This is a genomic window from Pseudoalteromonas fuliginea (assembly GCF_000690055.1).
Lineage (GTDB): Bacteria > Pseudomonadota > Gammaproteobacteria > Enterobacterales > Alteromonadaceae > Pseudoalteromonas > Pseudoalteromonas fuliginea.
This window is the reverse complement of sequence record NZ_JJNZ01000267.1, coordinates 1-321: the sequence shown is the minus strand read 5'-3', so window position 1 is coordinate 321 and position 321 is coordinate 1. Positions and strand designations below refer to the sequence as shown.

General features: G+C 34.6%; 1 protein-coding gene. It reads right to left on the bottom strand.

From position 1 onward, the window contains the following. Nucleotides 1-107: 107 nt before the first annotated feature. On the bottom strand, nt 108-321 hold a 214-nt coding region (locus DC53_RS0121160; protein WP_338109280.1), incomplete at its 5' end, for a malic enzyme-like NAD(P)-binding protein.

Genomic DNA, 321 nt, shown 5'->3' with positions numbered 1-321 from the left:
GACGGAATGATTTCATCTGGAGTTGGATTTTGAACATAATCAGCTAATGCTTGTGCTGCTGATAATTTCATTTCTTCTGTGATTTGAACTACTCTATTCTCAAGCGCTCATTTAAATAATCCTGGAAAAACAAGTACATTATTTAATTGATTTGGGAAATCTGAACGTCCAGTAGCAATAATTTTAGCTCCTGCTTCTTTTGCATCTTCTGGCATAATTTCTGGAGTTGGATTTGCCATAGCGAAAATCATTGGATCTTTATTCATTGATTTTACCATATCTTTTGTTAATGCTCCTGCAACAGAAACCCCAACAAATACA